27 protein-coding genes and 2 pseudogenes are annotated in these 25,471 nt (G+C 66.5%); 11 read left to right on the top strand and 18 right to left on the bottom strand.

Going from position 1 to position 25,471, the window contains the following annotated elements:
• The first annotated feature begins 30 nt into the window (after positions 1-30).
• Positions 31-774 carry a metallophosphoesterase gene (locus LE197_RS31835; RefSeq protein WP_003101593.1) on the top strand — a complete coding sequence of 248 codons (744 nt, stop codon included), beginning with the start codon at positions 31-33 and terminating at the stop codon, positions 772-774.
• Positions 775-777: 3 nt separating this feature from the next.
• Here LE197_RS31835 and LE197_RS31830 read toward each other — a convergent pair whose 3' ends face one another.
• Entirely contained in the window at positions 778-1,746 is a 969-nt protein-coding gene (locus tag LE197_RS31830; RefSeq protein ID WP_003101591.1) for an alpha/beta hydrolase family esterase, read from the bottom strand.
• A gap of 249 nt (positions 1,747-1,995) precedes the next feature.
• Here LE197_RS31830 and LE197_RS31825 point away from each other — a divergent pair, with 249 nt between their 5' ends.
• The gene (locus LE197_RS31825; protein WP_003101589.1) at positions 1,996-2,415 is read left to right on the top strand and encodes a DUF1090 domain-containing protein; all 420 of its coding nucleotides are present in this window, start codon (positions 1,996-1,998) and stop codon (positions 2,413-2,415) included.
• A gap of 191 nt (positions 2,416-2,606) precedes the next feature.
• Here the strand turns inward: LE197_RS31825 and LE197_RS31820 are convergent, their stop codons facing one another.
• From LE197_RS31820 to LE197_RS31810, 3 genes are all read right to left on the bottom strand, one after another.
• Positions 2,607-3,065 (bottom strand): c-type cytochrome, encoded by a 459-nt coding sequence (locus tag LE197_RS31820; protein WP_003110213.1) that lies wholly within the window; start codon positions 3,063-3,065, stop codon positions 2,607-2,609.
• Positions 3,066-3,177: 112 nt separating this feature from the next.
• Positions 3,178-3,564, bottom strand: a complete 387-nt coding sequence (locus LE197_RS31815) for an MAPEG family protein (protein ID WP_003101585.1) — start codon at positions 3,562-3,564, stop codon at positions 3,178-3,180.
• Positions 3,565-3,633: 69 nt separating this feature from the next.
• Positions 3,634-4,464, bottom strand: coding sequence for a DMT family transporter (locus LE197_RS31810; RefSeq protein ID WP_003101583.1), 831 nt, complete (start codon positions 4,462-4,464; stop codon positions 3,634-3,636).
• A gap of 227 nt (positions 4,465-4,691) precedes the next feature.
• On the opposite strand from LE197_RS31810, the gene LE197_RS31805 reads away from it, so the two are divergent.
• The 3 genes from LE197_RS31805 (at position 4,692) to LE197_RS31795 (ending at position 6,926) form a co-directional block, all read left to right on the top strand.
• Entirely contained in the window at positions 4,692-5,201 is a 510-nt protein-coding gene (locus tag LE197_RS31805) for a disulfide bond formation protein B (protein ID WP_003101580.1), read from the top strand.
• A gap of 87 nt (positions 5,202-5,288) precedes the next feature.
• Complete coding sequence (locus LE197_RS31800; protein WP_003084923.1) at positions 5,289-5,897, top strand: LemA family protein; 609 nt, start codon at positions 5,289-5,291, stop codon at positions 5,895-5,897.
• A 3-nt stretch (positions 5,898-5,900) separates the two neighbouring features.
• Positions 5,901-6,926, top strand: coding sequence for a TPM domain-containing protein (locus tag LE197_RS31795; protein WP_009315137.1), 1,026 nt, complete (start codon positions 5,901-5,903; stop codon positions 6,924-6,926).
• Between the two features lie 110 nt (positions 6,927-7,036).
• Here the strand turns inward: LE197_RS31795 and LE197_RS31790 are convergent, their stop codons facing one another.
• The 3 genes from LE197_RS31790 to LE197_RS31780 all read right to left on the bottom strand — a co-directional run bounded on the left by LE197_RS31790 (position 7,037) and on the right by LE197_RS31780 (position 10,726).
• Positions 7,037-7,591, bottom strand: coding sequence for a helix-turn-helix domain-containing protein (locus LE197_RS31790; RefSeq protein ID WP_003084911.1), 555 nt, complete (start codon positions 7,589-7,591; stop codon positions 7,037-7,039).
• 17 nt (positions 7,592-7,608) lie between these two features.
• A complete protein-coding gene (locus tag LE197_RS31785) occupies positions 7,609-8,898 on the bottom strand; it encodes an NAD(P)/FAD-dependent oxidoreductase (protein WP_021263080.1) in 1,290 nt (429 codons plus the stop codon).
• 337 nt (positions 8,899-9,235) lie between these two features.
• Positions 9,236-10,726 carry a helix-turn-helix transcriptional regulator gene (locus LE197_RS31780; RefSeq protein WP_003084906.1) on the bottom strand — a complete coding sequence of 497 codons (1,491 nt, stop codon included), beginning with the start codon at positions 10,724-10,726 and terminating at the stop codon, positions 9,236-9,238.
• Positions 10,727-11,011: 285 nt separating this feature from the next.
• Here LE197_RS31780 and LE197_RS31775 point away from each other — a divergent pair, with 285 nt between their 5' ends.
• Positions 11,012-11,275 (top strand): hypothetical protein, encoded by a 264-nt coding sequence (locus LE197_RS31775; protein ID WP_003084903.1) that lies wholly within the window; start codon positions 11,012-11,014, stop codon positions 11,273-11,275.
• A 74-nt stretch (positions 11,276-11,349) separates the two neighbouring features.
• Here LE197_RS31775 and LE197_RS31770 read toward each other — a convergent pair whose 3' ends face one another.
• The 4 genes from LE197_RS31770 to LE197_RS31755 are packed head-to-tail and all read right to left on the bottom strand — an operon-like array spanning position 11,350 to position 14,174.
• A complete protein-coding gene (locus LE197_RS31770; RefSeq protein WP_003084901.1) occupies positions 11,350-12,066 on the bottom strand; it encodes a type 1 glutamine amidotransferase in 717 nt (238 codons plus the stop codon).
• A complete protein-coding gene (locus LE197_RS31765; RefSeq protein WP_003084899.1) occupies positions 12,066-13,247 on the bottom strand; it encodes an aspartate aminotransferase family protein in 1,182 nt (393 codons plus the stop codon). The genes LE197_RS31770 and LE197_RS31765 overlap by 1 nt, the downstream gene beginning before the upstream one ends.
• A complete protein-coding gene (locus tag LE197_RS31760) occupies positions 13,240-13,476 on the bottom strand; it encodes a hypothetical protein (protein ID WP_003113233.1) in 237 nt (78 codons plus the stop codon). Before LE197_RS31760 ends, LE197_RS31765 begins: the two co-directional genes overlap by 8 nt.
• Positions 13,473-14,174 carry an MOSC domain-containing protein gene (locus LE197_RS31755; protein ID WP_003129147.1) on the bottom strand — a complete coding sequence of 234 codons (702 nt, stop codon included), beginning with the start codon at positions 14,172-14,174 and terminating at the stop codon, positions 13,473-13,475. Before LE197_RS31755 ends, LE197_RS31760 begins: the two co-directional genes overlap by 4 nt.
• Before the next feature lie 101 nt (positions 14,175-14,275).
• Between LE197_RS31755 and LE197_RS31750 the strand changes: the two genes are divergently transcribed.
• The 3 genes from LE197_RS31750 (at position 14,276) to LE197_RS31740 (ending at position 16,469) form a co-directional block, all read left to right on the top strand.
• Positions 14,276-15,154, top strand: a complete 879-nt coding sequence (locus tag LE197_RS31750; RefSeq protein WP_003084893.1) for a LysR family transcriptional regulator — start codon at positions 14,276-14,278, stop codon at positions 15,152-15,154.
• Between the two features lie 353 nt (positions 15,155-15,507).
• Positions 15,508-16,191, top strand: coding sequence for a transcriptional regulator Dnr (dnr, locus tag LE197_RS31745; RefSeq protein WP_003113234.1), 684 nt, complete (start codon positions 15,508-15,510; stop codon positions 16,189-16,191).
• An 83-nt stretch (positions 16,192-16,274) separates the two neighbouring features.
• Positions 16,275-16,469 (top strand): hypothetical protein, encoded by a 195-nt coding sequence (locus LE197_RS31740; protein WP_003113235.1) that lies wholly within the window; start codon positions 16,275-16,277, stop codon positions 16,467-16,469.
• 6 nt (positions 16,470-16,475) lie between these two features.
• Here the strand turns inward: LE197_RS31740 and LE197_RS31735 are convergent, their stop codons facing one another.
• The 6 genes from LE197_RS31735 to nirQ form a co-directional block, all read right to left on the bottom strand.
• Positions 16,476-18,314 carry a nitric oxide reductase activation protein NorD gene (locus LE197_RS31735; protein ID WP_042929848.1) on the bottom strand — a complete coding sequence of 613 codons (1,839 nt, stop codon included), beginning with the start codon at positions 18,312-18,314 and terminating at the stop codon, positions 16,476-16,478.
• 1 nt (position 18,315) lies between these two features.
• Positions 18,316-19,713 carry a nitric-oxide reductase subunit NorB gene (gene norB, locus LE197_RS31730; RefSeq protein WP_003084883.1) on the bottom strand — a complete coding sequence of 466 codons (1,398 nt, stop codon included), beginning with the start codon at positions 19,711-19,713 and terminating at the stop codon, positions 18,316-18,318.
• Positions 19,713-20,153 (bottom strand): nitric oxide reductase subunit NorC, encoded by a 441-nt coding sequence (norC, locus tag LE197_RS31725; protein ID WP_003084881.1) that lies wholly within the window; start codon positions 20,151-20,153, stop codon positions 19,713-19,715. The genes norB and norC overlap by 1 nt, the downstream gene beginning before the upstream one ends.
• 89 nt (positions 20,154-20,242) lie before the next feature.
• Entirely contained in the window at positions 20,243-20,500 is a 258-nt protein-coding gene (locus LE197_RS31720; RefSeq protein ID WP_003084879.1) for a cytochrome C oxidase subunit IV family protein, read from the bottom strand.
• 7 nt (positions 20,501-20,507) lie between these two features.
• Positions 20,508-21,035: a cytochrome c oxidase subunit 3 gene (locus tag LE197_RS31715; protein WP_079281408.1), complete on the bottom strand. Its 528-nt coding sequence runs from the start codon at positions 21,033-21,035 to the stop codon at positions 20,508-20,510.
• Between the two features lie 34 nt (positions 21,036-21,069).
• A complete protein-coding gene (gene nirQ, locus LE197_RS31710; protein ID WP_003084875.1) occupies positions 21,070-21,852 on the bottom strand; it encodes a transcriptional regulator NirQ in 783 nt (260 codons plus the stop codon).
• A gap of 215 nt (positions 21,853-22,067) precedes the next feature.
• On the opposite strand from nirQ, the pseudogene nirS (LE197_RS31705) reads away from it, so the two are divergent.
• A pseudogene (nirS, locus tag LE197_RS31705) lies at positions 22,068-22,712 on the top strand (nitrite reductase); the annotation flags it as partial.
• 156 nt (positions 22,713-22,868) lie between these two features.
• On the opposite strand, the gene LE197_RS31700 reads toward nirS (LE197_RS31705), so the two are convergent.
• Positions 22,869-24,299: an IS1182-like element ISPmo1 family transposase gene (locus LE197_RS31700; RefSeq protein WP_003291638.1), complete on the bottom strand. Its 1,431-nt coding sequence runs from the start codon at positions 24,297-24,299 to the stop codon at positions 22,869-22,871.
• A gap of 69 nt (positions 24,300-24,368) precedes the next feature.
• Here LE197_RS31700 and nirS (LE197_RS31695) point away from each other — a divergent pair.
• A pseudogene (gene nirS / locus LE197_RS31695) lies at positions 24,369-25,433 on the top strand (nitrite reductase); the annotation flags it as partial.
• Positions 25,434-25,471 lie beyond the last annotated feature (38 nt).

Below are 25,471 nucleotides of genomic sequence, written 5' to 3'. Positions count from 1 at the left end.
GGTCCGCCGCGCCTACCGCCGAGCCGTGCCATGAAGATCCGCCTGCTGTCCGACCTCCACCACGAACATTTCGACGGGCGACGCCAACTGCCAGAGGTCGAGGCCGACGTGGTGGTGCTGGCCGGCGATATCCACAGCCACCTGGAAGGCCTGCACTGGGCCCGCGAGACCTTCGCCGACAGCGAGATCGTCTACGTCGCCGGCAACCATGAGTTCTACTCCTCGGAAATGACCGACCTGACCCAGGCGATGCGCAATATCGCCCGGGCGCTGGAGATCCACTTCCTGGAAAACGACGAAGCGCGGATCGGCCCGGCGCGCTTCCTCGGCGCCACCCTGTGGACCGACTTCCAGCTCTATGGCGCGGACGGCTATGCGCCCGCCCATGAGCTGGCCCTGCAATCGATGCCGGACTTCAGCTGCATCGACTGGTTCGGTGGCGACTTCACCCCCGAGCAGAGCATCGCCCTGCACCAGGCCTCGCGCGACTGGCTCGCCGAACAGCTGGCGCGGCCCCACGACGGCCCGACGCTGGTGGTCAGCCACCACGCGCCCAGTGCGCTGTCGATCCCGCCGCAGTTCGTCGGCAACCCGCTGTCGCCAGCCTTCGCTTCCAACCTCGACGAACTGGTGGCGCAGGCCGACTACTGGCTGCACGGTCACGTCCACGATGCCCTCGACTACCGCATCGGCCGGGCACGGGTGCTGGCCAATCCGGGCGGCTATCCCCACGAGAGAGGCGGGTTCCGTCCGGAATTCGTCTTCGAGGTCTGAGCCTCATCGCGGCAACTGGCTGAAGAAGCGCCAGATTTCCACTGGCGCGTCCAGTTCCGGGTCGCTCTTGCCGAGAATCCGCGGGAAGCGATAGTCCGGCTGCGCCAGCACGTGGCCGCCGCCATGCACGCTGAGCAGCTCCACCGGCGGATGGCCGTCTTCCTGCCAGCGCTGGCGCTCGGTCCAGACCGGGCCGGGACGGGTCAGCGGCGCCACGTCCGGCGGCGCTGCGATGCCGTTCAGGCCGGCCCACCAGCGTGCCGAGTCCAGGGTCGAGCGTACCGCGCCCCGGTCGCCGAAGCCGAACAGGCTGACCTTGCCGCCGAGATAGGGATTGATCGGATCGCGCGTGCCGTTGATCAGCAACGCCGCGGTCGGCCGCTCGACCGGCCGACAGGCATCGTTCCCCGTGGTCGGCAGGCTCGCCGCCACCGCTGCGATCGCCGCCGGCAACCCCGGCGCTTCGGCGGCCAGGCGGAAAGCCATCTGGCCGCCATTGGAGTAGCCGGCGACATATACCCGCTGCGAATCGACGCGGTATTCCTGGGCCAGCCGCGCCACCAGCGCGCGGAGGAAAGCCACGTCATCGACGTCACGCAGCCGCGCCGAATAGCTGGCGGCCTTGCGGCAATCGTTCCAGTGGCCCTCGAAGCCGTCCGGGTAGGCCACCAGGAAACCTTCTTGCGCCGCCAGCCGGTCGAAGCCGTAGCCGCTGATGCGGCGCATCTGCGCGCCGTCGCCCCGTGAGCCGTGCAGCACCACCAGCAACGGCGCTCCCTCGGACACGCCCGGCGGCACGTAGAGCAGGTAATGCCGGCGCAGGCCTGCGACCTTCAGACTCGAGTCCTCGCTGTGGCCGGCCAGCGCGGGGGGGCGCAGGGCCTCGTCCTGCAACCACCACCAGGCGCCGGCGAGCAGCGCCAGGACCAGCAGCAGGATAAGCGTGCGAACCAGGCGGATCAGCGTACGCATCGCGGTTCTCCCGTTCTCGGTGTCTTCGGACAACGTTAGGCCGGGTTGTGCCGGAATGCCCGAACCATGGCCCTTCTCCAGAGACCCCGGGGCGGCGTACTTTGCTCCCGGACAACCACAACCGTGCCGTTTGCTGGCACACTTGCGCCTTTGTCACGCCGGCTGCCGCCTGCCTCATCCGCCTGCCAGGACGCTCGGCCGAGCCGTCGTCCGGCAACCGCACCGGCCGTTCGATCAAGGAGCCAACCGATGTCCATTCGTCCTTCACTGCCGCTGGCCGGGCTGCTGCTCGCCGTCGCCCTGCCGCTCTCCGCCGCCCAGCCGGGCGCCGCCAAAGGCGCCCCGCTCAGCGGTTGCGCCGCCAAGCAGGCCGCCATCGAGGCGAAGCTGGAAACGGCCCGCTCGTTCGCCAACGAAGGCCAGGTGGCCGGCTTGGAAAAGGCCCTCTCCGAGGTCAAGGAACACTGCACCGAAGCCGGCCTGCTGAGGGAGAACAAGCAGAAGGTGATCGACAGCGAGCGCGAGGTCAGCGAACGCGAGAAGGATTTGCGCAAGGCCATGGGCAAGGGCGATCCGGAGAAGATCGAGAAACGCAAGGCCAAGCTGGCCGAGGCCCGCGCCGAACTGGAAGAGGCCAAGAAAGGCCTGGAACAGGCCCAGGCGCAGTAGGACACCAGGTACCGCCCTACGCCTCGCGCCTCCCACGCAAGGCGTATGACGCCCATGGTGTTATCCGCCATCCGCGCCGCAGCGGGACACCAGGTGCCGCCCAGCGCTGCCGCAACGGCGAATGAGCGCCAGCGCTCATTCGCCCTACCCCTCGCGCCTTCCAGGCACGGCGTATGACGCCCGGTCCGGCCTCAGAGCGCGCGGAATTTCTTGTGGCAGGCTTCGCAGGCGTCTTCCACCGCGGCGAAGTCCTTGCGTACGCCATCCGGGGTCGGCGTGGCCTGGCGGGTGTTGTCCTGGAGACGGTTCATCGCGTCGATGAAGACCTGGGTGGCGGCCTTGAACTCCTGCTGGCGCTGCCAGACCTCGTCCTTGGCGCGGGTGTCCTCGCCCTCCTCGCCGGCCTTGGGACTGGGGAAGTACTGCCAGGGCTGGTCGGCCAGTTGGTGCAACTTCGCCGATCCGGCACGGAACTTCTCCGCGTCGAAGGGCAGGCGTCCGCGGAGCATCCCGCCCATGTCCTCGCTGGTCCGTAGCATTTCCTTGAAGATCGCCTGGCGCTTGGCCTCGGGCGAATTGGGATCCATACGGTGACAGCCGCTCAGGGCGACGCCGGCCAGCAGCACGACGAGCAGGGACTTCAGCTTCATGGCAAGGCTCTTTTTTCAGGGTCGATCACGGAAGCGGCGGATTATCCGCCGCCACCGCCGATTGATCCAGAGCCGCGCGCCCGCACTGCGGCCATAGGCCGCAGCGGGCTGCTCAGGCGGAAACCACGAAGAACGCGGCGATGAGCAGCATGCCGACGAACCAGACCAGCGAGCGCAACGGCCCCCAGTCGGCGAGGTAGCAGATGACGTAGAGCAGGCGACTGGTGATCCAGGCAATGGCCAGGCTATCCAGGGTCGCCTGCGAAGCGTTGCCGACCAGATGGGCGATGATCACCGCCGCGGCGAATGCTGGGGTCACTTCGAAAGCGTTCAACTGGGCGTTGTTGGCACGCCGGCGAAAGCCTTCGAGCGAACCGAGGAACGCCCGCGGGTCGGCGTTGGCCCGACCGCCGTAGCCCTCCCCGCCGAACTTGGCGATGGAGGTACAGACGTAAGGCAGGAAGATCGCGATCAGCACGCACCAGAAAGCGATGGTCATGGCAGTTCCTTGTAGTTGTGGAACTGCAACTCAAGCTGGCGCCGCTCGTTCTGTAAAGGCACAGCCCCTTCAGAGCTTCATCAGCAGCATTCCGGCCAGCACCAGGCCGCACGCCAGCAGGCGTGGCAGTCCGAACGGCTCGTTGAGGAAGCGCATGCCGAACAGCACCGCCAGCAGCACGCTGGTCTCGCGCAACGCTGCCGCTTCGGCGATCGACCCCAGCTGCATGGCCCACAGCACCAGGCCGTAGCTGGCCAACACGCAGACCCCGACCGCCAGGCCGAGCTTCCACTCCAGCGCCCAGAAGCGGGCGAAGGCGCGGGTTCGCGCGCCAACGGCGATCAGCGGGAACGGCAGGCCGGAGAGCAGCGTCAGCCAGACCAGGTAGTCCAGCGCCAACGGCCAGCGCTTCAGGGCGTTGCCGTCGCTCCAGGTGTAGCCGCCGATGCACAGGCCGATCAGCAGCACCACCGGCAGGGTCCGCCAGGGCAGGCGCGAACCGCCGCCGCCCCAGAGCAGGCAAAGCATGCCGAAGGGGATCAACAGGATGCCGAGGATCTGCCGGCCGCTGAGCTGCTCGCCGCCGAACGCCAGGGTCAGGCCCAGCACCACCAGCGGCGACAGCCCGCGCATCAGCGGATAGACCAGGCCCAGGTCGCCGACCTTGTAGGCCTCGATCAGCAGTACCCGGTAGAGCAGTTGCAGGACGGTGGCGCCGAGCAGCCAGGGCCAGACTTCGGCCGGCGGCAGGCTGACGAAGGGCAACAGCAGGATGGCGCAGAGCACGCCGACCACGTCCATGCAGGCGACGACCAGCAAGCGGTCGCTGCTGAACTTGACCAGGGTGTTCCAGGTGGCGTGGAGAACGGCGGCGCACAGCACCAGGCTGGTGGCTAGCATGACGGTCCTTTTGGTATAGACCAGGATAGTCTATCCCGGCGGAGCCTCCAGATGCTCACCCCGTTGCGGCGTTTTTCCCTGAAAGCTCCTACGAAAGCGGAGAAACATGCAGCAGACATCGTTACGTCAAACGGCTTAATCTTCGGACAATCCTGATGGACTACCATCGGCCAGCGCCGCACAGTGCCGGCCCGGCCTCCCTTATCAACGACACAGGAATCCCTGCCTTGAGCGCTCTCCTCAAGCCCCTCGACAACCGCTTGTTCTGGCCCGCGGTCGCCATCGGCGGCCTGCTGATCCTCGCTTTCGTCCTCTACCTCCAGCATGTGCGCGGCTTCGCGCCCTGCTCGCTGTGCATCTTCATTCGCCTGGACGTGCTCGGCCTGGTGCTCGCCGGGATCGTCGGCAGCCTCGCCCCGCGTTCACGGATCGCCGGCGGCATCGCCGCGCTGGGCATGCTCGCCGCCAGCCTGGGCGGGATCTACCACGCCTGGTCGCTGGTCGCGGAAGAGAAACTGGCTGCCCAGGGCATGGGCAGTTGCAAGATGTTCATGGGCTTCCCCGAATGGATACCGCTGGATACCTGGCTGCCGCAGGTCTTCCAGCCCGAGGGACTGTGCGGCGAAGTGGTCTGGACCCTGCTCGGCCAGTCCATGGCGGTCTGGTCGCTGGCGCTGTTCGTGTTCTGCCTGCTGGCCCTGGCGGCCAAGCTGGCATTCGGCCGCCGCACCGCCTGACAGCGCCGATATCCGTGCCGGCACAAGGAACGTGCTGGCCATTGGCTGGTCTACAATCGAGCTTTCTCAACCCGGATGAGTACCACCATGCCTCGATTCCTCAGAAATGCCCTCCTTCCCGTCCTCGCCCTGCTGCTCAGCGGCTGCGGCTACAACGCCATGCAGGCCGGCGACGAACAGGTGAAAGCCGCCTGGTCGGAAGTGCTCAACCAGTACCAGCGGCGCGCCGACCTGGTGCCCAACCTGGTCAGCACGGTGAAGGGCTATGCCTCCCATGAGGCGTCGGTCCTGACCCAGGTCACCGAGGCCCGGGCCAAGGTCGGCAGCGTGCAGCTGAACGCCGACCAACTGGACGACGAGCAGGCCGTGCAGCGCTTCCAGAAGGCCCAGGGCGAACTGAGCTCGGCGCTTTCGCGCCTGCTGGTAGTCACCGAGAACTACCCGCAACTGAAGGCCGACGGCCTGTTCAAGGACCTGCTGACCCAACTGGAAGGCACCGAGAACCGCATCGCCGTCGCTCGCGGCCGCTACGTCAAGTCGGTACAGGAATACAACGTGCTGCTGCGCCAGTTCCCCGGCGTGATCACCGCCAAGCTGTTCGGCTACAAGCCCAAGGCGAACTTCAGCGTGGAAAACGAAGCGGCCATCTCCACCGCGCCGAAAGTCGATTTCGGCAACCCGCAACCGGCGCAGTAAGCCATGCGCCGGCTGCTACTGGGCGCCGGGCTGCTGCTCGCCAGCCTGGTCGCCTGGGCCGATGTGCCACCGATACCCGCGCTGACGGCGCGGGTCACCGACCTCACCGCGACCCTTTCCGGCGACCAGCGCCAGCACCTGGAGCAACAGCTCGCCGCCCTGGAAGCCAAGAGCGGCGCGCAGCTCGCTGTGCTGCTGGTCCCGACCACCGGCGACGATTCCATCGAGGAGTACGCGGTGCGTACCTTCGAGAAATGGAAGCTGGGCCAGAAGAAGGTCGACGACGGCGTCCTGCTGCTGGTGGCGAAGAACGACCGCACCCTGCGCATCGAGGTCGGCTACGGCCTGGAAGGGGCCATCACCGACGTCCAGGCCGGGCGGATCATCAGCGAGCAGATCACGCCGCAGTTCCGCCAGGGCAATTTCTATGGCGGCATCCAGGCCGGCGTGGACAGCCTGGTGCAACTGATCGATGCCGAGAAGAACCCGGACAGCGCTACCGCCAGCACTCCCGTCGACGCCTTGCCGGCGGTTCCCGAGGCCACGCCGCCGCGGGCCCTGCCGGCACCGGTCGACGAGGGTGAGGTGTATGACAGCGCCCCGCCGGAGCCGAAGAAGAAGAGCGGCTTGAGCGGACAGCTCTGGGGCAATCCGGTCTACCTCGGTGTCTATGTGGCGGTCCTGCTCGCCGTGGCCCTGCTCGGACGCCTGCTGCCGTTGCAGTGGATGCGGCGGCGCAGCATCGGCCGCTTCCTGCTTTGCAGCGCGGCGGTCGCCGGCCTGGCCTGGCTGTTGAGCATGGGCCTGTGGCAGAACGTCGACCGCGCGGCGGACGACAGTCTCGGCGTACTGGCCCCGACCCTGTTCATCTACGCCCTGTTCCTGCTTCCCGGCGAAGTGCTGATGGCCATTCTCAGCGCCATCCTCAATAGTCGCGGCGGCGGTGGGGGAGGCGGCAGCGGCGGTGGCGGCATCTTCCGCGGTGGCGGCGGCTCCAGCGGCGGCGGCGGCGCCTCCGGACGCTGGTGACGAAAAGCCCGAGGCCTGTGTCTCGGGCTTTTTTCATCGGTCGGTGACGGTTCTCGCCGATGCCGGAAGTCTTCGCCGCTATCCGGCAAACGACAGGGTAACGCGCTTCGTCAGGCGTATACCCAGAGCACCCTGACCGGCGCCTGGCTGCGGTTGGCATAGCGGCTGCGCATATGGCTGGGAATCTGGAAACCGTCGCCGGCCTGCAGGCGCAGCTCCTCGTCCTCCAGCCACAGGGTCAGCTCGCCTTCGAGCACGTAGCCGCCCTGCTCCGAGCTGTCCAGCAGGTCGCGCTCGCCGCTGTCGGCACCCGCTTCAAGGCAGGTTTCGAGCATGAAGAAGGCACCGCCAAGACGCGGCGACACCAGGTTGTCGCTGGCGCCACGAGCGTAGGCCAGGGTCCGACGCTCGCCCGGACGGGTCACCCAGGGCGAGGCCTGGGTCTTCGGCGAGCAGAAGAAGTAGGTCGCCGGCACCCCGAGCACCTGGCTGATGGCGACCAGGTCGTCCACCGCCGGCCGCGACAGGCCGCGCTCGACCTGGGAGACGAAGCCCACCGAACGGCGAATGCCGTCGGCCAGCGCCTGCAGGGTGATGCCCTTGCGCTTGCGCAATTCGCGCACCAGGCTGGCGATCTCCGCCAGGTCGTCGGCTACTTCGCTCATCTCGGCTCCGGGCCCTCTCAGAACAGGTCGCGCAAACGGTAATACGCTTTGCCCAGGGCTTCCAGCGGCGCGGCGAAGCGCTGGCCGCCGGGAAACTTCGGATTGCGCAGACGCTGGTAGAGCGCCAGGGTCTCGTCGTCGCCGAGCAGCGCGTCGCTGACCGCCCTGGCCGCCGCCAGACTCGGCAGCACGCCGTGGCCGGAGTAGCCTTGCAGCCAGTAGCGGTTGCCCTGCCGGCCGATGTCCGGGGTGCGCCGCATGCTGCAGTCGATATGCCCGCCCCAGGCGTATTCCAGCGCCACCCCGCGCAACTGCGGGAACACCCGTTCGAGATAGGGTCGGGTGGCGGCGCGGATGTCGCTGGGCATGCCGCCCAGGTAGGTGCAGCCGCCGCCGAACAGCAGGCGGTGGTCCGGGGTCAGGCGGAAGTAGTCGAGGACGAACTGGTTGTCGGTCACGCAGCAGTTGCGCGGCAGCAACGACTTCGCCCGTTCCTCGCCGAGCGGCTCAGTGGCGACCTGATAGGTGCCCACCGGCAGCATCCGTTGCGACAGCTCGCTGTCCAGCCCGTCGATGTAGGCGTTGCAGGCCAGCACCAGCGCCGCGCAGCGGATCTCGCCGTGCTCGGTACGGACCCGGTAGCCGTCGCCCTCCTCGCGATAGTTCAGGGCCCGGGTCCGCTCGTGGATACGCCCGCCGGCGCGCTCGATGGCGGCGGCCAGGCCGAACGCCAGCTTGAGCGGATTCAGGTGTGCGGCGTGGGGATCGTAGAGACCGGCAAGGTAGCGCTCGCTGGCGATCCATTCGGGCAACTCGTCCTTCGCCACGAAGCGTAGCCCCTCGTAGCCCCAGCGACGGTTGGCCTCGGCCTGCCAGTCGTAGAGCAGGCCGACCCGGCGCGGCAGGATCGCCGTCCATAGGTGGCCGACCCGGTAGTCGCAGTCGAAGCCATGTCGCTGCGGCAACTCGCGCATCTCGCCGGCCGCCCAGAGCATGCCGTCCCAGAGACGGCGTGCGCCTTCGTAGCCGAGGTCGGCCTCCAGCGGCGGCAGGTCGCTGGACCAGCCGGGCAGCGCCTGCCCGCCGTTGCGCCCGGAGGCCGCCCAGGCGATCCGGCTGGCTTCGATGACGCATACCTGGCGTCCGCCTTCGACCAGCCGCAGCGCCGTGTGCAAGCCGCTGAAACCGGCGCCGACCACCAGCACCTCGCAGTCGAGGTCGCCCTCCAGGGACTGGCGCGGCTGGATCAGTTCGGGATTGACGGCGGCGTAGTAAGTGCCGACATGCTCGTTGGATTGCAGGAACATCGCGACCTCCGTGAAATTATATTGGTCATTTTTCATGAAAAATAACAATTAAAATTTCACGACACCAGTCCCGAGCATTCGCAAACGGCCGGCAGGATGCCGTCGCGCACCAGCAGAGGCAGAGGGGCAAATATTCGAAAGGAGGCGGGAAGCCCCCCGCCAGAGCGAAACTGGCGAGGGGAACAGACGTGCGGACGGCGCGGCTCGCGCCGCAGAGAAAAGGTGCACGACCACGGGCGGGGGCATGCCGGGCGTGCTGCGCCAGTGTCGGCGCCGACGGGAGCGGGCGACAGGTACGAATGCACCAGCCGCCCTGGTGCATTCGTACCCTCTTCGTTTATTTGCGCCCGTTGCCGTTGCGCGGCTCCGGCGCGAATCCGCGTTCGCGTGCCCAGACGATGGCCTCGCCACGGCTGTGGACATCGAGCTTGGCGTAGATGGTCGCCACGTGGTTGCGCACGGTGTTCGGCGCCAGGCCCAGTTCCTTGGCGATCTCCTTGTCCGCCAGGCCCTGGCAGATGAGGTCGAACACCTCGCGCTCGCGCGCAGTCAGGTCGGCCAGTTCGGCGCCGGTGCCCGGCGCGTTGGCGCGGCGCACGTTGGCGAGCTTTTCGATCAGGGTGCGGCTGAACCAGGAAGCGTCCTGCATCACCGTCTCGATGGCGTGCACCAGCTCCATTTCGGTGCGCCGCCGGTCGCTGATGTCCAGCAAGGCCACCAGCACGCAGTCCTGCTCGTTGAGGCTCACCGCCTCGGCCGAGACCAGGCAGTCCAGGCCGTTGCGATCCTTGTGCTGCAGGCGCAGCTGGACGTTGCGCACGCTGCCGCTCTGCGCCAGCAGCTCGCCCAGGCGCTCGGCGCCGCCGTCCTGCCACAGCCCGCAGGCGACGGTGGACTCGCCGAGCAGTTCCTCGGCCTGGTAGCCGAAGGTTTCGCTGAAGGCCTGGTTGATGTCCAGCGCCTGCAGGTCGTCGCCGTACAGCACCAGGCTCGGCACCGGTGCCATGCGGAAGGCCTTGGCGAAGCGCTCCTCGCTCTTGCGCAGGGCCTCCTCGGCCTTCTTCCGCGGTTCGAGATCGGTGAAGGTGAAGAGCATGCAGGCCTCCTCGCCGACCTCTATCGGTTGCCCGGCGACCACCACGCACTTGCGTCCGCCCTCCGCCACCCGCAGGCTCGCCTCCATCTGCGGGATGGTCTCGCCGGCGCCCAGGCGCTCCACCGCCAGTTCGCGGCGCTCGGCCTGGTCGAGTACGTCCAGCTCGTACACCGAACGGCCGATCACCTGGTCGCGGGCATAGCCGGTCATTTCCAGGAAACCGACATTGACCTTCACGTAGCGGTAGTCGCTGAGCCGGCAGATCACCGCCGGCGCCGGGTTGGCATTGAAGGTCTTCTCGAAGCGCTGCTCGGCGCTGGCCCACTCGGTGGCGTCGTGGAGAATCAGCACCAGGCAGTCGGGCTTGTCCTCGGGGGTGGTCAGCACCAACCCGCGCACGCGGTGCACCCAGCGGGTGTCCTCGTCGGCGGCGGGAAACACTTCCACCACCACGTCGCTGAAGCACTCGCCAGCCACCAGGCGCTCGGCCGGGTACTGGCCCTCCTGCAGCGGATGATTGTTGCGGTAGCGCAGGCGAAAGCGCTCGCGATACTCGCCGGTATCGGCGCCCAGGCCTTCCAGCGAATCGACGCCGTGCATCGCCAGGGCCGCCTCGTTGGCCCAGAGGATGCGCTGGTCCGGCTCGATCAGGATCACCCCTTCGGTAAGACCGGCGATGATCTGCTGCAACTGGCGGCGGTCGGTCTGGGTACGCAGTACCTGGTCGTTCATGCTGTTCCTCTTGGATGGAGCGATTTTCCGGGGGCAGCAAGGATGCCCGCCCGCCCTGACCGCGCACGCGTGACGATTGCACTAGCGGTGCTAGTGCATTTGCATCGCGAAACGATAGCGGAGGCACCCCTACCCTGGCGATACAGGAAGCAATGTCCGGGCGGGAAGCCCAGACGCCGCGCCGGCCGGGAGGCTACGCCGCCCCTCGGTCCCGAGGTCGTCGACGCATCCACCCGACTCGCCCTGCACGAGAAGAAAGCCCCATCCCCTTGCATGAGCGATGCGATGAGCAAGAACAAGCACCCCGATCTCGGCGAGATCCAGCGCAGCCTGAACCAGGCGCTGGAAGGCTACGACTGCCAGTGCCGGATGCACTACGACGGCACCGTCAGTATCAATGTCGCCGCCCGAGAGCACGACGAAACCTTCACCTTCGTCGGCATCCAGCCCGGCGAGCTGGACAACCCCACCCGCCTGCACCTGTTCGCCGAAAGCCTGCGTCGCGACCTGGCACTACTGGAGCCCTGGTTGGGAAAGCACGCAGCCTAGAATAAAAAAAGCGCCCCACAGGACCAAAACGACGTCCGGAGGCGCATGCGAGGACAGAGGAATCTTTCTGGCGATCAGGCCCGGCGTGCGATCTCCGCCGGCCGATGCGCCAGGTAATCGAGCAACAGGAACAGCACCGGCGCCACCTCGCGGCAATGCGCGACACCCTGGCGGATCCTCCCGGCGCTCTGCACCGCCCCTTCCCGTTGCAGGTCCTGCGGGCAGGCATCGAGCAGCGCCTCGATGCTCTCCGCGGTGCTTTCCAGGTGACATTGCAGGCCGATAGCCTGCTCGTTCCAGATGAAGCCCTGGTTGGCGCAGGCAGCCGAACCATAGAGCGGCACGCTGCCGGCTGGCAGGTCGAAGGTCTCGCCGTGCCAGTGGAACGCCATCAGCCGTTCCGGTAGGCGCTCGCCCAGCGGCGAGCCCAGCGCCTGGCTGTACCTGTGCAGCGGCCACCAGCCGATCTCCGCCTGGCGTCCCGGGCGTACCGCAGCCCCCAGCGCCTGGGCCAGCAGCTGCGCGCCGAGGCAGATGCCGAGGACCTTCTTGCCGGCATCCAGCGCCGCGCGGATCAAACGCTTCTCCGCCACCAGCCAGGGATATTGCGCTTCGTCGTGGACGCTCATCGGCCCGCCCATCACCACCAGCAGGTCGAAGCTGTCCAGCGCAGGCAGGTGGGCGTCGGCGTAGAGGTAGCAGACGTGCTCGTGCTCGCAGTGGCGGCCGATCCAGTCGCCGATCCGCGCGCTGCCTTCGAAGGGAACGTGTTGCAATACCAGGGCGCGCATCAGGCCACCTCCTCGTGTCGGTTGGCGACCCGGGCCAGGGCCCGCTCCAGTCGCCGCAGCATTTCGTCGACGTTGGCCCGGCTCACCGTCAGCGCCGGGGAAAAACGCAGGCAATGCGGCTGCGGCGCGTTGATCAGCAGGCCTTCGCCGAACGCCGCGCGAACCACCGCCGGCGCGCGCTGGCCGATCAGCGGCAGCCCCCAGAACAGTCCCTGGCCGCGCAGCGGACCATGCCCATAGCGACGCGCGACACGGGCCAGGCCATCGCGCAGGTGGGTGCCCTGCTCGCGCACCTGCTCCAGGAAACCCGGCTCCAGCACGGTATTCAGTACCGCCAGCCCGGCAGCGGTCATCAACGCGTTGCCGTGGTGGGTGCCAAGCTGGTCGCCCGGTTCGAAGCAGCAGGCGTTGCCACGCGCCAGCAGCGCCGACAGCGGCACCCCGGCGCCGAGGCCCTTGCCGAGGGTAACGATGTCGGCGCGTACCCCGTACAGTTCCTCCGCCAGCAGCGCGCCGCAGCGGCCGATGCCGGTCTGCACCTCGTCGAGGATCAACAGGACGCCACGCTGCCGGCACAGCCGCTCGATGCCACGCAGGTAGTCGAGGGTCGCCGGGATCACCCCGGCATCGCCCTGCACCGGCTCCAGCATCACCGCCACCGTCTCTTCGTCGATGGCCGCGGCCATGGCGTCGAGGTCGTTGAACGGCACCCTGGCGAATCCCTCCAGGCCATGCTGCGCCGGCTTGCCACAAGCCGTCAGGGTGCCCGGGGTGCGTCCATGGATGCTGTTGACGGTGCTGACGATCCGTTGCGCGCCGCCGCGATGCAGGCGGCCCCACTTGCGCGCCAGGGCGATGGCCGCTTCGTTGGCCTCGGCGCCGCTGGTGAGGAAGTAGGCCTGGTCGCTGCCGGTCGCCAGGCACAGGCGCTGCGCCAATGCCAGCACCGGCCGGTTGAGCAGGCCGGGGCCGGCGCTGACCAGTTCCCGCGCCTGCCGGGCCAGGGCCTGGACCAGCACGCTGGGACTGTGGCCGAGGCAGTTCACCGCCAGGCCCTGGGTGAAGTCGAGGAAGGCGCGTCCGTCGCTGTCCCACAGCCACGAGCCCTGGCCACGGACGAACACCTGCGCGGGCCGTTCCTGGGTGCGCATCAGGCGCAGGCTATCCAGCGCATCAGCCATCTTTCAGTTCCTCGGTCATGTACTCCACCGCCAGCAGGCGCACGCCCTGTGGCCCCTGCTCCAGCAGCCGACGCTTTTCCCGGCGCGTTTCGAAGCGCAGTTCGAAGCCGTCGCCGGCGGGGAAGCGCTGGCGCATCAGCTCGCGCACCTCGGCAAAGCGCGCGGCGCTCACCGTCATGCTGGCCAACAGCCGGCCGGACTGGCTCAAGGTGATCAGGTAGTCGCTCAAGAGGCATGCTCCCGGTAATCCGACGGCCCGTGCAGGCGCGGCCCCCAGTCTTCCACCACGCCGCTGGACAGGCGTTTCGCCGCTGTCTTGCGCCAACGCTGGGATAGCGCGTCGCAGGCCATCATCTGGCGCAACCCGAGAGGCTCCAGGGGATCGCCGAAATACCACTGCAACAGGCGGGCGACGGTCAGTTCAGGGTAATGCCGCTGGACCAGCTTCAGCTGGTCCCCGGGAGTCACCATGCCGCTGCGCAGGACCCGATAGAACCAGCCGCAGCGGCCGCCGCTCTGCAATTCGTCGGGCAGCTCGGGAAGATTCCAGCGCTGGCCCTGGCGATAGCAGGGCGAACGCGGCTGGCTGACTTCCAGCAGGGCATCGCCCCAATGGAACTGGTCGCCGATGCAGACCTCGGCTTCGGTGATGCCGTAGGTCGAGATGTTCTCGCCGAACGCCGGCAGTTGCCAGCGGTTCAGCGGGTGGCGCTTGCGCCAGTAGCGGTAGTGCTCGGCGGGATAGTGATGAAGAGCGCGCTCGAGGCCGCCGTGGTGGCGGATGTCGGCCTGTTCGTCGCCGGGCAGGCCATCGTGGCCCAGCCAGAACTCCTGCTCGACCGGCAGCTTGTCGATCGCGCTGACCAATCCGCCCCAGGTTTCTTCGACTTTACCTATGAAAACACCGTTTACGACTATCTGCTCCATTGCTCCGCGACCACCCGATGTACCGCCAATGCAGCTAGACTAGTGCCTCACGCGGGACCCACTCCATTTCGATTTTCCAGTTTTATCGATAAGAACAGCTTATGGATTTTCGCCAACTCCGCTATTTCGTCGCGCTCTACGAGGAAGGCCACGTCGGCCGCGCCGCCGAACGCCTGGCCCTGTCGCAACCGGCCCTCTCGCAGCAGATCCGCCAGTTGGAGCAGAACCTCGACGTCTCGCTGTTCCAGCGCAGCGGCAAGCGCCTGCTGCCGACCGTCGCCGCCCACACCCTGTACAACCATGCGGTACCGCTGCTGGAGGGATTGGAAAGGGCCCGCGAGGCGATGCGCGTATTCCGCGGGCAGACCCCGCGCAGCCTGGCGATCGGCGTACTGCAGACGGTCAACGCCAGCCTGGTGCCGTACATGGTCGAACGCCTGCACGCCGCGCAGCCGCATCTGCGGGTGCAGATCTACGAACTGTCGGGAATCGACATCGAGCGGCGCCTGCTCACCGGCAACCTGGATATCGGCATCGGCTTCCTGCCGCCGCGCCAGCCGGGCTTGCACAGCGTCGAGCTATACGAGGACGAATTGCAGCTGGTGATCCCCGAGGAACACCCGTTGAAGGAGTTCAGAAAGGTGTCCCTGGCCCAGGCCGCGGAGTTGCCGATGCTGCTGCTCGGCGAAGAGTTCCGCGCGCGCCAGATCTGGCAGGAGCAACTCGCCGCGATCGGCCGGCGGCCGCGGGTGCAGGCGGAACTGAACCACATGAGCGGGATTCTCGACAGCCTGCCGCAGACCCGCTTCGCCACCGTTCTACCGGGCAAGGCACGGCAGATGCACTCGAACCAGCGGCTGCTGTGGAAACCGCTCAGCGAACCGCGCATCCCGCTGAAGGTCGGCCTGGTCTACCGCGACGCGCAACGCCAGCACGCCAGCGTCGAGCTGCTGCGCTCGCTGCTGGAAGGCGTGGTCTGAGCGACGCGGTTTTCCTCGGGCAATAAAAAACCCCGCCTTTTGGGCGGGGTTTTGCAGACCTCTATCCTGACATCCGTGCTACGCCACCATCCATGGTGGATTCCCTGAGTTTCCGTATTGTCTTTGGCGCTTCCTGCGCAATGTCCTGACGGTTTGAAGATTACGCATCTCTGCGAGGGGGAAAAAGCAGCCAAAACCACCGCCGTTTGTAAGCCTTGGCTTACACGCTGTAATAGTTCCGCTCGCCGGACCGACGGCAACACCCAGCCGCCGGGAGCTTGCCGTGCGTCAAGATGATCTGCGCCGGGCCCGCTACAGTGGCCAGTCCCCTCATCATCGCGAGCCTTCCCAGCATGGAATTCCAGCGCGTCCACCAGCAGTTGCTGCAAAGCCACCACCTGTTCGAACCGCTTTCTCCCGTCCAGCTCCAGGAACTGCTCGCCAGCAGCGACCTGGTCAACCTCGACAAGGGCGCCTACGTGTTCCGCCAGGGCGAGCCGGCGCACGCCTTCTACTACCTGATTTCCGGCTGCGTGAAGATCTACCGGCTGACCCCGGAAGGCCAGGAGAAGATTCTTGAAGTGACCAACGAACGCAACACCTTCGCCGAGGCGATGATGTTCATGGACACCCCGAACTACGTGGCCACCGCCCAGGCCGTGGTGCCCAGCCAGCTGTTCCGTTTCTCCAACAAGGCCTACCTGCGCCAGTTGCAGGACAACACCCCGTTGGCCCTGGCCCTGCTGGCCAAGCTCAGCACCCGCCTGCACCAGCGCATCGACGAGATCGAGACGCTTTCCCTGAAGAACGCCACCCACCGCGTGGTGCGCTACCTGCTGACCCTCGCCGCCCACGCGCCGGGGGAGAACTGCCGGGTGGAAATCCCGGTGGCCAAGCAACTGGTGGCCGGTCACCTGTCGATCCAGCCGGAAACCTTCTCGCGAATCATGCACCGCCTCGGCGACGAGGGCATCATCCACCTCGACGGCCGCGAAATCAGCATCCTCGACCGCGAACGCCTGGAGTGCTTCGAGTGAACAGCGCCGCCGCTTGATCGCGGTCAAGCGCGCCACGGCCCGTCCGCCGGCAAGCTGGCGGGGTCGAGCCCGCGAGAACGCCCATGCGCCAATGCCTGTATTGCCTCCATGAAACCGAAGGCGCGGAAAGCGCCTGCGAACAGTGCGGCATGCCGCTGCCCAGCGCTTCCCAGCACCAGCTCCAGGGTCGCCGGCAGCGGCGCTTCGCCTGGTTCTGCGTCGGGCTGGCGCTGTTCTGCCTGGGCATGATGCTCTGGTTGCCGCGCGATGCTCCCTGAGGCCTCTCAGCGGCGCAGGCGCCGATAGAGCTGGAGCAGGCGCTCGGGCAACTGCCCGGCGCGCTCGACCAGCGCGAAGCCGTCGGCGCCGAACAGGTAGGGCAGGTAGTCCGCCGCCTCCTTGTCGATGGTGATGCAGAAGGGCACCAGTCCCTGGCTGCGCGCCTCGATCACCGCCTGGCGGGTGTCCTCGATGCCGTAGCGGCCCTCGTAGCGGTCCAGGTCGTTGGGCTTGCCGTCGCTCAACAGCAACAGCAGGCGACGCTTCTGCGGCTGCCCGCCGAGCACCTGGCTGGCCCGGCGGATCGCCGCGCCCATCCGCGTGTAGTAGCCCGGCGAGAGCGCCAGCACGCGACCGCGGACCTCGCCGCCGTAGCCTTCGTCGAAGTCCTTCAGCACCTGCCAGCGCACCTGCTGCCGGCGCACCGAGGAAAACCCGTACAGCGCGAAGGGGTCGCCCAGCGCCTGCAACGCCTCGCCGAACAGCAGCAGGCTGTCGACGATGCTGTCGATCACTCGCCGCTGGTCGTCGAGGTAGGCTTCGGTGGACATCGACAGGTCCGCCAGCAACAGGCAGGCGAGGTCGCGCCGGCGCGGCCGCTGTTCGAGGAACAGGCCTGGCTGGGTGGAACCGCCGCGGCGCCGCTCGACCTGGAAGTCGAGCCAAGCATCGAGGTCGATCTCGTCGCCTTGCGGCTGCTGGCGCAGGCGTTGGCGGCCGTCGCGCAGGCAGGCGAACTGGCGGCGCAGATGCAGCGCGGTCTTCTCCAGGTGCGCAGGCAGGCTGGCGCTGGTCGCGCCGCGCGGCCGCATCGGTTGCAGCAGCACGTGGTCGCTCAGCAGGCGCTGCTGCCGATAGTCCCACTCGGGCAGCTTCAGCCCGGGGCCGAGCGGCAGGTCATCGTAGTCGGCGGCCGGCAGGTCGAGATCCAGGCGCAGGCCGCCGCCCTTCTGCGTGCGCTGGCGCGACAGCGACAGGTAGTCGAGGTCTTCGGCGACGCGCGCGCCGTCCGGGTCGTCCTCGTCGTCGCTACAGCGGTCCAGGGCCAGGTGCTCCGACCAACTGAGCAGGCTTTCCAGGCGGAACAGCAGCAGGTTGCGCTCGCTGTCGCGCTCCTCGACGCGCTCGGCGCGCTTGCGCGCTCCGCTGCGGGCGACCTGGCGCTTGCCGGCGCCGGCGGCCGCTTCCTCGCCGTCCTCCGCGCTGGCGGAAGGCCTCCAGCGCTCGCCGGGATACAGCCACAGCGGCACCGGCCAGGGCGCCCGCTCGACTCGCGGGAAGCGCTCGACGCTGCCCGGCTCGGCAAGCGCGCGGCGCAGGGCGATTTCCAGTTCGGCATCTGCCGCCGGGCAATCGTCCAGCGACGGGCGCTGGCGCAGATGCGCGGCGACCAGCCGGGCGTAGCGCGGGCGCAGCGCCGGATAGGCGTCGAGCAACTGCCGCGCCCAGCGCTGGTTGTCCTGGGCCCAGTGCCGCAGCGGCCCGGCGCTGGCCGCCAGCAGCGCCAGCCAGCGATACAGTTCACGGTTCAGCTCGGCCTGCGGATAGACCGCGAGGGATTCCGGCAGGCGCAGGCTGTCGCCGTTGAACCAGGACACCGGGGCCTGCTCGCAGGTCCCGGCGACCCGCTGCAACCAGGTGCGGCGTAGCAGCAGGCGGCGCGCCGGGGTCGCCTCGAGGGCTACCCCCGGTGCGCCGCCGAGCGCCCGGAAGAGCATGCCGAGCGGACGCCGCATGCTCTCCAGGGTCACCCGCGCCGCCTCGAACTCGCCGCTGGCATGGCGGGTGATGAAGCGGTGCCAGTGGGCGCCGACCCATTCCTCCAGCTCGACGGCGAAGGCCATCTCAGGCGGCCGCCTTGCCGCGCCGGAAGCTCAGCAGGTAGGCGACCAGGCCGATGAGGAACACCACCCCGGCGCCTTCGCGCAGCCAGTAGAAGATCGCCAGCTGGTCCTGGGTGGCCATGAAGGTCATCGCCGCGCCGTCCGCCGGCATCCGTTGCAGCCAGACCTGCAGCACCCCGGCCGCGGAGAGGAACAGGGTGATGAACACCATCGCCACGGTCATCAGCCAGAAGCCCCACATCTCCAGGACCTGCGAGCGGTTGTCCATCGCCTCGCCGATCCCGCGCAGGCGCGGCATGGCGTAGGAGATGATGGTCATCACGATCATCGCGTAGGCGCCATAGAAGGCCATGTGGCCGTGGGCGGCGGTGAGCTGGGTGCCGTGGGTGTAGTAGTTGACCGGCGCCAGGGTATGCATGAAGCCCCACACTCCCGCGCCGAGGAAGGCCATCACTGTGGTGCCCATGGCCCACAGCGCGACCGCGCGGTTCGGATAGTCGCGGCGGCGGCGGTTGATGGTGTTGAAGGCGAACAGCACCATGGCGAAGAACGGCAGCGGCTCCAGCGCCGAGAATACCGAGCCGAGCCACAGCCAGTAGCCGGGCACGCCGATCCAGAAGTAGTGGTGGCCGGTGCCGATGATGCCGCTGATCAGCGCCATGGCGATGATCACGTAGAGCCACTTCTCGATCACCTCGCGGTCGACCCCGGTGATCTTCACCAGCACGAAGGCGAGGATCGCACCCATGATCAGTTCCCACACGCCTTCCACCCACAGGTGCACCACCCACCACCAGTAGAACTTGTCGCGGGTGAGGTTTTCCGGGTTGTAGAAGGAGAACAGGAACAGCAGGGCGAGGCCGATCAGGCCGGTCATCAGGACCATGCTGATGGCGGTCTTGCGCCCGCGCAGCACGGTCATGCCGACGTTGAACAGGAAGCCCAGGGCGACGATCACGATGCCCGCCTTGCTGATGGTCGGCTGTTCGAGGAACTCGCGGCCCATGGTCGGCCACAGTTCGTTGCCGGTGAGCCTGGCCAGGCCGGCGTAGGGCACCAGCAGGTAGCCGAGGATGGTCAGCACGCCGGCGGCGGCGAATACCCAGAACAGGATCCAGGCCAGCTTCGGGCTGTACAGCTCGCAGTCGCTCTCCTCCGGCACCAGGTAGTAGGCAGCGCCCATGAAGCCGAACAGCAGCCAGACGATCAGCAGGTTGGTGTGCACCATGCGCGCGACGTTGAAGGGGATCGCCGGGAACAGGAAGTCGCCGACCACGTACTGCAGGCCCATGATCAGGCCGAACAGGATCTGCCCGACGAAGAGGATCAGGGCGAACACGAAGTAGGGTTTGGCGACCGCCTGCGAGGCGAATTTCAGGGAGCCATTGGGCGACATCATCAACCCTCCTTGTTCGGCGGCCATTGGTTGGTATCGATCTTCGAGCTCCACTTGAGGAACTCGGCCAGGTCGTCGACCTGGCCCTCGCTGAGATGGAACTGCGGCATGGCGCGGCGGCCCGGCACGTTCAGCGGCTGGATCTTCATCCAGGCCTGGAGGAAGGTGTTGAAGCCCTCCTCGCCGCCACGGCGTCCGACCACGTTGCCCAGCTCCGGCGCGAAGTAGGCGCCCTCGCCGAGCAGGGTGTGGCAGCCGACGCAGTTGTTCTGCTCCCAGACCAGCTTGCCGCGCACCACCGCGGCGCTCATCGCGGCCTCGTTGGTGCGCTCGGGCAGGGTCTTCTCGGTGTGGTAGGTCAGGGCCAGGAACAGCAGGATGAAGAACACACTCCCGCCGAAATAGATGTTCCTGGCCATGCCTTTGGTAAAGGTCTCGGACATGCGGCCTCCTGGAATGGGTGGTGCGGCGATTCTAGGAAGCGGCGGCGGCGAACCCGCTTGATGGCAATCAAGATTCCCGAACGATTTACTCAGTTATTCATCCGCGCCAGGTACAGCGCAGCGCCCACCGCCAGGGCCATCAGCAGCGGCCAGGCCAGCAGCAGGCGGCGCCATAGCGCCGGGGCATGGGCCAGCTCCATGAAGCGCTCGCCGATCAGCCAGCCCTTGGCCACCGCGCAGGCCAGCACCGCCGCCAGCAGCCAGGGAGAGTCGCCGGCGCCGCCCAGCAGCACACCGGCCACGGCCAGCGCCAGCAACGCCAGCCAGCAGAGGGTCAGGGTTCGCATCGGCACCTCATTGCAGGACGTAGACCAGCGGGAACAGCAGCACCCAGACCAGGTCGACCATGTGCCAGTAGAGCACTCCCGACTCCAGTCCCGAGCAAGCCTGCGGCGTATAACACCGGCGCCAGCAGGCCCGCGCCAGCCAGCCGAGGATCAGCAGGCCGAGCAGGACGTGGAGGAAATGGAAGCCGGTCAGGCACCAGTAGAGGGTGAAGAAAGTGTCGTGCTCGATGTCCAGGCCGAGATCGGCGAGCCGCCCGTACTCGTGCAGCTTCAGGCTGACGTAGACCAGCGCCAGCAGCAGCGCCGCCAGCAACCAGCCGCTCGCCTGGCGCGGCCGTCCGCGGCGCACCGCATGCACCGCCAGCGCGGCGAGCCAGCCGGAGCTGAGCAGGGCCACGGTCAGCAACAGGCCCCAGCGGCTATCCAGTTGCTCCCGGCCGGCACGGAACAGCTCCGGCTGCCAGGCCTGGGCGCCGGCGAACGCCAGCAGCAGCAGGCTGAACACGCTGAGTTCGGCGAGGATGAAGAACCACATCGCCAGGTCGCCGGGCAGGCGCCGCTCGACGGTATCAGGCGACATGGAGATCGACGATGTCCATCAGCGCCGCCACCGTCGCCGGGTCGTCCGAGAGCGGTTCGGCCAGCGCCACCCGGCACGCCTCGCGCGGGTCCATGCCGTCGCCGATGAGGCGCGCGGCGAAGATCAGCAGGCGGGTCGAGGCGACTTCCTCCAGGTCGTGCTGCTCCAGCCGCCGCAGCGCCTGGCCCAACTGCACCAGGCGCTGCGCCAGGGCCTCGGCACAACCGCTCTCGCCGACCAGGATGCGTGCCTCCTGCTGCGCCGCCGGGTAGTCGAAGCGCAACGCGACGAAACGCTGTCGGGTGCTGGGCTTCAGGCCCTTGAGCAGGTTCTGGTAGCCGGGGTTGTAGGACACCACCAGCATGAACGAAGGCGGCGCCTGCAACGTCTCGCCGGTGCGCTCCAGGTACAGCTCGCGGCGGTCGTCGGCCAGCGGGTGGATGGCGACCGTGGTGTCCTGGCGCGCCTCCACCACTTCGTCCAGGTAGCAGATACCGCCTTCGCGCACCGCGCGGGTCAGCGGGCCGTCCTGCCACCAGGTGCCGTCGGCGCCGATCAGATGGCGGCCGAGCAGGTCGGCGGCGCCCAGGTCGTCGTGGCAGGCGACGCTGTACAGCGGCAGTTCCAGGCGCCGCGCCATGTACTGGACGAAGCGGGTCTTGCCGCAACCGGTGGGGCCCTTGAGCAATACCGGCAGGCCGTGCCGCCAGGCGCGCTCGAAGACTTCGATCTCATGGCCGGTGGCCTCGTAGAAGGGTGTCGCGTCCCGCATGTCCTACTCCTGCGCTAGGGATTAGGACCGCACGCTATTCACAGTTGGAAGGTGCCACAAGCGCAAAGCAACGCAATCTTGATTCCGGTCAAGCAAGGGTAAAGACCCTGCTTTCTATGATCCTTTCGCGCCATGAATTCCCGGGAGTTCCCGACGCAGCCACCCCCAAAACACTGCTAAGGGAGCGCCTCGCAGGGCTCCTGAGGAGATAGACCATGCCATTTGGCAAGCCACTGGTGGGCACCTTGCTCGCCTCGCTGACGCTGCTGGGCCTGGCCACCGCTCACGCCAAGGACGACATGAAAGCCGCCGAGCAATACCAGGGTGCCGCTTCCGCCGTCGATCCCGCTCACGTGGTGCGCACCAACGGTGCCCCCGACATGAGTGAAAGCGAGTTCAACGAGGCCAAGCAGATCTACTTCCAACGCTGCGCCGGTTGCCACGGCGTCCTGCGCAAGGGCGCCACCGGCAAGCCGCTGACCCCGGACATCACCCAGCAACGCGGCCAGCAATACCTGGAAGCGCTGATCACCTACGGCACCCCGCTGGGCATGCCGAACTGGGGCAGCTCCGGCGAGCTGAGCAAGGAACAGATCACCCTGATGGCCAAGTACATCCAGCACACCCCGCCGCAACCGCCGGAGTGGGGCATGCCGGAGATGCGCGAATCGTGGAAGGTGCTGGTGAAGCCGGAGGACCGGCCGAAGAAACAGCTCAACGACCTCGACCTGCCCAACCTGTTCTCGGTGACCCTGCGCGACGCCGGGCAGATCGCCCTGGTCGACGGCGACAGCAAGAAGATCGTCAAGGTCATCGATACCGGCTATGCCGTGCATATCTCGCGGATGTCCGCTTCCGGCCCAGAGTGTGTAAAAACACTTTCTTATCTTGCGTGCTTCAGCCCATTGCTCCTGGGCGTGGCGATTTCCCGATTATTTACCACGATCAGCGCCGGTAACGCTTCAGAGCGCGTATGAAGCGCTTTGGCACCTCTTGGGGCAGTAAAAGCTGGGCTTTTACGCCGCCATCGCCTTCAACAAGCCTTCGGTGCCGATGATTTTCATCACCCGCTTCAAGTTGTAGGCGAGCACATTCAAGCTCATTTCTGCGCTCACCCCATTCAGTTTTCGAGTCAGGAAGTGCGTTGCTCCCATCCATTGTTTGAGCGTCCCGAAGGGATGCTCAACAGTCCGTTTTCGAACCCGCATCATCTCCGGTGCTTGGTTCAGCCGGCGTTGCATTTCCTCCAGCACCGCTTCATGTTCCCAGCGCCTTACTCGACGATTTGTGCTTGGCGTGCACTGGGTTTTCAGCGCGCAACTCTGGCACTTTGAACTCCAGTAACAGTGCATATTCATGCCTTTCTCAACGCTGGAGAATCGCCAAATCAGTGCCTCTCCAGCCGGGCATGTATATTCGTTTTTCGTCGCGTCATAAACGAAGGCATCTTTGTTGAACCGGCCATCAGCCTTGGCGCTTGAAGTCATCGGCTTTGGCACATAAGCGGTGATGTTTGCATCGTGACAGGCGAGGATTTCTTCACCCTTGAAGTAGCCTCGGTCGGCGACTACCGACAATGTTTCTGCGCCAATGGCTTCCCTAGCTTGCTTGGCCATCGAGCTGAGTTGGTCGCGGTCAGAACCTCTGTTGGTGACCTCATGAGCAACAATCAAATGGTGCTGCGTATCGACCGCCGTCTGCACGTTGTAGCCGACGATACCGCTGCCGCGCGTCATCATCGAACGGGCATCCGGGTCGGTCAGCGAAACCTGTTTGTCAGGGGAATCGTTGAGCTGAGTTTCGATCCCTTGAAGCTCTTTCATCTGCGATTTGAGCTTGGCGATTTTATCTTCCAGGCTGGCAATGTCTGGCGCGGAGGCGCTAGGAATCTGTCGATCAGCCGCATCGAGCGCAGCCAAATAACGGCCGATGCTCGCCTCGATTTCTTCCATGCGCCGCTTCAGTTTGGCGCTGGTGAAATTGCGGTCACGGTTGTTCACTGCCTTGAATTTGCTGCCGTCGATGGCAACCAGGTTTTCGTCAAACAACCCCAACTGCTGGCAGAGCAAAACGAACTGGCGGCAGACGCCGCGAATGGCCTTGCTGTTGTCTTTTCGGAAGTTGGCGATGGTCTTGAAATCGGGCATCAAACGCCCGGTTAGCCACATGAGTTCGACGTTGCGCTGGGCTTCTCGCTCCAGACGTCGGCTCGATTGAATTCGGTTTAGGTAACCGTAGATGTAGATCTTCAGCAGGATCGCCGGGTGGTAGGCAGGTCTGCCGGTTTCGGCTGGAATGACGCCATCAAAACCTAGATTGGCCAAATCGAGTTCATCGACGAAAACGTCAACCACCCGAACCGGATTGGTATCGCTGACGTAGTCGTCGAGGCTTTCGGGAAGTAAGGTGCTTTGACCTCGATGTTCACCCTGGATAAACCGTTTCATGGGCGTCCCTTGCGATGAGATTCTCGGAAATCATAGCAAGGGTTTACCGGGATGTTTTTACACACTCTGGGCCGCTACCTGCTGGTGATCGGCCGCGACGCGCGGATCGACATGATCGACCTGTGGGCCAAGGAGCCGACCAAGGTCGCCGAGATCAAGATCGGCATCGAGGCGCGCTCGGTGGAAAGCTCCAAGTTCAAGGGCTACGAGGACCGCTACACCATCGCCGGCGCCTACTGGCCGCCGCAGTTCGCGATCATGGACGGCGAGACCCTGGAGCCGAAGCAGATCGTCTCCACCCGCGGCATGACCGTAGACACCCAGACCTACCACCCGGAACCGCGCGTGGCGGCGATCATCGCCTCCCACGAGCACCCCGAGTTCATCGTCAACGTGAAGGAGACCGGCAAGGTCCTGCTGGTCAACTACAAGGATATCGACAACCTCACCGTCACCAGCATCGGTGCGGCGCCGTTCCTCCACGACGGCGGCTGGGACAGCAGCCACCGCTACTTCATGACCGCCGCCAACAACTCCAACAAGGTTGCCGTGATCGACTCCAAGGACCGTCGCCTGTCGGCCCTGGTCGACGTCGGCAAGACCCCGCACCCGGGGCGGGGCGCCAACTTCGTGCATCCCAAGTACGGCCCGGTGTGGAGCACCAGCCACCTGGGCGACGGCAGCATCTCGCTGATCGGCACCGATCCGAAGAACCATCCGCAGTACGCCTGGAAGAAAGTCGCCGAACTACAGGGCCAGGGCGGCGGCTCGCTGTTCATCAAGACCCATCCGAAGTCCTCGCACCTCTACGTCGACACCACCTTCAACCCCGACGCCAGGATCAGCCAGAGCGTCGCGGTGTTCGACCTGAAGAACCTCGACGCCAAGTACCAGGTGCTGCCGATCGCCGAATGGGCCGATCTCGGCGAAGGCGCCAAGCGGGTGGTGCAGCCCGAGTACAACAAGCGCGGCGATGAAGTCTGGTTCTCGGTGTGGAACGGCAAGAACGACAGCTCCGCGCTGGTGGTGGTGGACGACAAGACCCTGAAGCTCAAGGCCGTGGTCAAGGACCCGCGGCTGATCACCCCGACCGGCAAGTTCAACGTCTACAACACCCAGCACGACGTGTACTGAGACCCGCGTGCGGGGCACGCCCCGCACGCTCCCCCCTA

Source organism: Pseudomonas sp. PS1(2021), assembly GCF_020405165.1.
Classification (GTDB): domain Bacteria; phylum Pseudomonadota; class Gammaproteobacteria; order Pseudomonadales; family Pseudomonadaceae; genus Pseudomonas; species Pseudomonas aeruginosa.
This window is presented reverse-complemented; position numbering and strand designations above follow the sequence as displayed.